The 5,021-nt window shown below is 75.0% G+C and carries 7 protein-coding genes and 1 pseudogene; 5 read left to right on the forward strand and 3 right to left on the reverse strand.

Annotated features, from left to right (window positions below):
• The 4 genes and pseudogenes from B0E53_RS33025 to B0E53_RS33040 form a co-directional block, all read left to right on the forward strand.
• Positions 1-210, forward strand: a pseudogene (locus B0E53_RS33025) (hypothetical protein); the annotation flags it as partial.
• Positions 211-236: 26 nt separating this feature from the next.
• Positions 237-1,103 carry a PHP domain-containing protein gene (locus B0E53_RS33030; RefSeq protein ID WP_107079536.1) on the forward strand — a complete coding sequence of 289 codons (867 nt, stop codon included), beginning with the start codon at positions 237-239 and terminating at the stop codon, positions 1,101-1,103.
• 31 nt (positions 1,104-1,134) lie between these two features.
• Positions 1,135-1,749, forward strand: a complete 615-nt coding sequence (locus B0E53_RS33035) for a MarC family protein (RefSeq protein ID WP_107079537.1) — start codon at positions 1,135-1,137, stop codon at positions 1,747-1,749.
• A gap of 132 nt (positions 1,750-1,881) precedes the next feature.
• Positions 1,882-2,715 (forward strand): PD-(D/E)XK nuclease family protein, encoded by an 834-nt coding sequence (locus tag B0E53_RS33040; RefSeq protein ID WP_246835719.1) that lies wholly within the window; start codon positions 1,882-1,884, stop codon positions 2,713-2,715.
• 25 nt (positions 2,716-2,740) lie between these two features.
• On the opposite strand, the gene B0E53_RS33045 is transcribed toward B0E53_RS33040, so the two are convergent.
• On the reverse strand, positions 2,741-3,592 hold the full coding sequence (locus B0E53_RS33045) for an oxygenase MpaB family protein (protein WP_107079539.1): 852 nt from the start codon (positions 3,590-3,592) through the stop codon (positions 2,741-2,743).
• Between the two features lie 53 nt (positions 3,593-3,645).
• Positions 3,646-4,074 (reverse strand): Fur family transcriptional regulator, encoded by a 429-nt coding sequence (locus tag B0E53_RS33050; protein ID WP_107079540.1) that lies wholly within the window; start codon positions 4,072-4,074, stop codon positions 3,646-3,648.
• Positions 4,075-4,247: 173 nt separating this feature from the next.
• On the opposite strand from B0E53_RS33050, the gene B0E53_RS33055 reads away from it, so the two are divergent.
• The gene (locus B0E53_RS33055; RefSeq protein WP_107079542.1) at positions 4,248-4,730 is read left to right on the forward strand and encodes a DUF2231 domain-containing protein; all 483 of its coding nucleotides are present in this window, start codon (positions 4,248-4,250) and stop codon (positions 4,728-4,730) included.
• A gap of 57 nt (positions 4,731-4,787) precedes the next feature.
• On the opposite strand, the gene B0E53_RS38120 is transcribed toward B0E53_RS33055, so the two are convergent.
• Positions 4,788-5,021, reverse strand: a 234-nt coding sequence (locus B0E53_RS38120) for a hypothetical protein (protein WP_107079541.1), incomplete at its 5' end; no start/stop codon positions are given.

Raw genomic sequence — 5,021 nt, forward strand, 5'->3', positions numbered from 1 at the left:
GCCGCCGCCGCGAACCACCCGGCCGGCCCGGCGGTCGCCGGTGCGGTGGCCTGGACCCGCAGCGGGGCCGCCCTGCACGTCGACGCCACCGGCGGCCTGGTCCGGGTCCGGCCCGACCAGGTGCTGGCCGGCGAGCGTCCCACCGCCTCGGTGCTCGACGGGGTGGCCCCCGGCGAACGGCCCGTGGTGGTGGGCGACACCCGCTCCTGACCGGGCGGGGCGGTAGCGTCGGCGGGGTGAGCGCCGCCGCCCGGATCGACCTGCACACCCACTCCACCGCCAGCGACGGCACCCTCGGCCCCGCCGAGCTGGTCCGGGCCGCCGCCGAGGCCGGTCTCGACGTCGTGGCGCTCACCGACCACGACACCACGGCCGGCTGGGAGCCGGCGGTCGCGGCCCTGCCGCCCGGGCTCACCCTGGTCCGCGGCGCCGAACTCTCCTGCCGCTGGTTCGGCGTCGAGCCGGCGATCCCGCTGCACCTGCTCGCGTACCTCTTCGACCCGACCGAGCCGGAGCTGGCCGCCGAGCTGGCCCGGGTCCGGCGCGCCCGGGAGGAGCGCGGCGAGCGGATCGTGCGGCTGCTCCAGGCCGACGGGATCCGGGTGAGCTGGTCCGAGATCCTGGCCGGCGCGGCCGGCGGCACCGTCGGCCGGCCGCACATCGCCCAGGCGCTGATCCGGGCCGGGCTGGTCGCCACCACCACCGAGGCGTTCGGTCCGCGCTGGCTGGGGGAGCGGTACCGGCTGCCCAAGGAGGACATCGACGTGTTCCGGGCGGTGGCGCTGGTCCGGGCGGCCGGCGGGGTGCCGGTCTTCGCCCATCCCCGGGCCAGCCGGCGCGGCCGGATCGTGCCCGACGAGCTGATCGTGGAGCTGGCGGCGGCCGGGCTGGCCGGCCTGGAGGCCGACCACGAGGACCACAGCCCGGCCGAGCGGGAGCACGTCCGCGCGCTCGCCGCCGAGCTGGGGCTGCTGGTCACCGGATCATCGGACTTCCACGGCACGCACAAGACCGTCCGGCTCGGCGCGTACACCACGGGGGCCGAGCCGTACGAGCGGATCATCGAGCTGGCCCGGGGGGTGACCCCGGTCGCTTCAGGCTGAAGCGTTCCGGCGGCGCGGCTACCGTGTCCGGGTGGATCTCAAGCTCTTCGGCGAGGTCTTCGTGACCCTGCTGGTGATCGTCGACCCGCCCGGAATGATGCCCATCTTCCTCGCGCTGACCGGCCCGCTGGCCGCCCGCGACCGGAACCGGGCCGCCTGGCAGGCCGTCGCGCTGGCGCTCGGGGTGATCGTGGTGTTCGCCGTTGCCGGCCAGACGATCCTGGCCTACCTGCACGTCGACCTGCCCGCCTTGCAGGCCGCCGGCGGGCTGCTGCTGATCCTCGTCGCCCTGGAGCTGCTGACCGGCAAGTCCGACGACCCGAACCAGCAGGCCACCTCCAACATCGCGCTGGTGCCGCTGGGCACCCCGCTGCTGGCCGGCCCCGGCGCCATCGTCGCCACCATGCTCTTCGTGCAGCGGGCCGGTGGCTTCACCGACTACCTCGCCATCGCCGCCGCGATCGTCGCGGTCATGGTCGCGGTCTGGGTGGTGCTGCGCTTCTCCGGCGGCATCGTCAAGGTCCTCCGGCCGGGCGGGATCGAGGTGCTCACCCGGATCGCCGGCCTGCTGCTGGCTGCCATCGCCGTGCAGCTCATCGCCGACGCGATCGCCGCGTTCGTCACGCAGTACCTCACCATGAGCTGAGCCGTCGCGGCGCTGTCGTACTCAGGTGGCAGGATCTCAGGCGTGCGACGACCCTCCCCGACCGGACGACCCACCGGCGGCCGGCCGCCCCGGCCCCGCGCCGAGCAGGCCGAGCAGCTCGGCTTCGAGGGCATGCCGGAACGGCTCTTCGTCTGCACCCCCAGCAAGCTCGGTGCCTACGCCGACTGCCCCCGCCGCTACCGCTACTCGTACGTGGACCGCCCCGCGCCGCCCAAGGGTCCGCCGTGGGCGCACAACTCGCTCGGCGCCAGCGTCCACACCGCCCTGAAGAACTGGTACGCGCTCGCCCCCGACCGCCGCCGCCCCGAGGTGCTGGGCACCCTGCTCAAGGGCACCTGGGTCCGCGAGGGCTACCGCGACGACGAGCAGGAGCGGGACGCCTTCCGGCGGGCGCTGTCCTGGCTGGAGTCCTACGTGGCGGGGCTCGACCCGGCCGACGAGCCGGTCGGCGTGGAGCGGGTGGTCGCCGTGAAGACCGCGGTGCTCGCCTTCAACGGCCGCACCGACCGGATCGACTCCCGCCCCGGCCCCGACGGCCGGCCCGAGCTGGTCATCGTCGACTACAAGACCGGCCGCAGCGGGCTGGACAGCGATGACGCGCGGGGCTCGCAGGCCCTCGCGCTCTACGCGTACGCGGCCGAGCGGGTGTTCCGCCGCCCCTGCCGCCGCGTCGAGCTGCACCACCTGCCCACCGGCACGGTGGCGGCGCACGAGCACAGCCCGGAGTCGTTGCAGCGGCAGCTCACCCGCGCGGAGGACACCGCCCGGGACATCATGGCCGCCGAGCGGGCCGTCGCCGGCGGTGCCGACCCCGATGCGGCATTCCCCACCGAGCCGGGGCCGCGCTGCGGCTGGTGCGACTACCGGCGCACCTGCCCGGCCGGCGCGCAGGCACCCGGCAAGGACCCGTGGGCGGCCGTGGAGCGCCCCACCGAGCCGGAGTGAGCGCCCCGCCCGGGCGAGGGCGGGGTCAGGCGGCGGCGAGGCGGGCGGCGCGCTCCTTGGCGGCCTGCTGCAACGGGCCCTCCCGGTAGCGGCGCGGCACCGCCGCCAGGGCCAGGCGCAACGCGCGGACGCTCAGGTCCGCCGAGAGTGCGGTGGTGGGCAGGCCGAGGCCGCCGTACAGCCGGTGGGCCCAGGCCGGCAGCAGCGCCAGCGCGGTGCCGGCGATACCCAGGTACGCCCAGCGCGGCGGGCCGAGGTGCAGGCCGAGCTTCACCGGCAGGCTGAGCTTCCACGGGATCGGCGGGGCGGTCAGGAAGAGCGCGGTCTCGGCCGCCTCCCTGGTCATCCGCAGCTCGGGGCGGATCCGGCGGTAGTAGTCGGCCACCTCGGCGGCGGTGCCCGGCACCTCGGCCGGGTCCAGCCCGACCAGGGCCGCCGCCCGGCGCTGCTCGGTGTAGTAGCCGTCCACCTCGTCGTCGGTCAGCGCGAGCCCGGCCCGCCGCGCGGTGGTCACGAACGACTCGACCTCGGTGACGTGCACCCAGCGCAGCAGGTCGGGGTCGTCGATCCGGAACTGCTTGCCGGTGAACGGGTCGGTGGCCCGCATCCGGGCGTGCAGCGTACGCAGCCGCCGGCCGGCCGCCTCCGCCTCGGCGGTGGTGCCGTAGATCGTCGTCGCCACGTAGGTGGCCGTGCGGATCAGCCGGCCCCAGGCGTCCGTCTTGTAGTTGCTGTTCTGCGCCACGCCGGCCATCGCGCGGGGGTGCAGCGCCTGGAGGTAGAGCGAACGCAGGCCGGCGACGATCAGGATCGGCTCCTCGTGCACCTTCCACGTGACCGATCCCGGACCGAACAGGCCGAGGTCATCGGAATCCACCGCCCAAGAGTGCCACGCGCCGGGCGGGCCCGGCCGCCTCCCGCCAGCGGCCGTCAGTCGTCGGCGGAGCGTCGGGCCTGGCAGGCCGGGCAGAGGCCCCAGAAGGTCACTTCCGCCTCGTCCACCTCGAAGCCGTGCGAGACGTTCGGGTCGAGGCAGGGGGCGTCACCGGTGGCGCAGTCCACGTCGGCGATCTCGCCGCAGCCCCGGCACACCACGTGGTGGTGGTTGTCCCCGACACGGGCCTCGTACCGGGCGGGACTGCCGGCCGGCTCGATCCGGCGGGAGAGCCCGGCCCTGGAGAGCGCGCCGAGCACGTCGTAGACGGCCTGGGTGGAGACCGAGTCGAGGCGCTCGCGGACCCGCCGGGTGATCTCGTCGACTTCCAGGTGACCGCCGGCGGCGAGCACGTCCAGCACGGCGAGGCGCGGTCGGGTGACCCGCAGGCCCCTCGACCGGAGCAGCTCCTCACCATTGGACATGTGTCCATGACAGCACGGTGCCCCCGGGCCGACAAGCGAGCGTGACCGCGGGTGGCCCGGGCCACAGGTGAACCGGACCGGGGAGACGTGCGTGTGTCGATGTACGGAAGCGCGACGGCGGATCATCCCGTCGTACGCTGACCGCGCGATCCGTCCACTTGCCGGAGGTGTCGGTGTTCAGGGAAGTCAACGGCCTACCGGGCCACGTCCTGGTCGTACACGCCGCCGTGGTGCTGGTGCCGCTGCTGGCGTTGCTCTCCGTCGCGTACGGGGTGCTGCCCCGCTGGCGGCCCCGGATGGGTTGGGCGGTGGCGGTCCTCGCCGTGCTCACCCCGATCGTCACCTGGGTGGCGACGGAGTCCGGCGAGGAGCTGGAGGAGGTGCTCCGCAAGCGGGGCTACCCGCCCGAGGGCCTGCAGAAGATCCACGAACACTCCGAGTACGGCGAGAACCTGCTCTGGTTCACCGTCGGGCTGGCCGTCGCGGCGCTCCTGCTGCTGCTGGTGACCAGCGGCCTGCCCCGGACCCGCGACCTGCCCCGCTGGCTGCCCCTGGTGCTCACCGGGGTGGTGGTCGTGCTGGCCGTCTTCGCGCTGGTGTACGTCTACCTGACCGGTGACAGCGGGGCCAAGATGGTCTGGAGCGGCATCGTCTGACCGGATCGGCCGCGCCGCTCAGAATCTGACCCGGATCCGCCGCGCCGCCCGGCCGGCTCAAAAGAGCAGGCGTGAGCAGAGCAGGCAGGTGAGCAGCACCAGCACGACGCCGACGACGGCGCCGATGCCGTAGGTGAGCCGCTGGGCACGCCCGTCGGCCTGGTCCATGGCGGCCATGTCCTGCGGCGGGAGTTGGCGGGGCGGCGTGGGCCGCACGTGCACCGGCGGCCGCCAGCCCGGCGGCGGCGGGATGGTCGGCGGTGGCCCGGCGTACCCGCCCGGCGCGCCGCC

Origin of the sequence: Micromonospora sp. MH33 (genome assembly GCF_003013775.1) — a bacterium.
Lineage (GTDB): Bacteria > Actinomycetota > Actinomycetes > Mycobacteriales > Micromonosporaceae > Micromonospora > Micromonospora fulviviridis.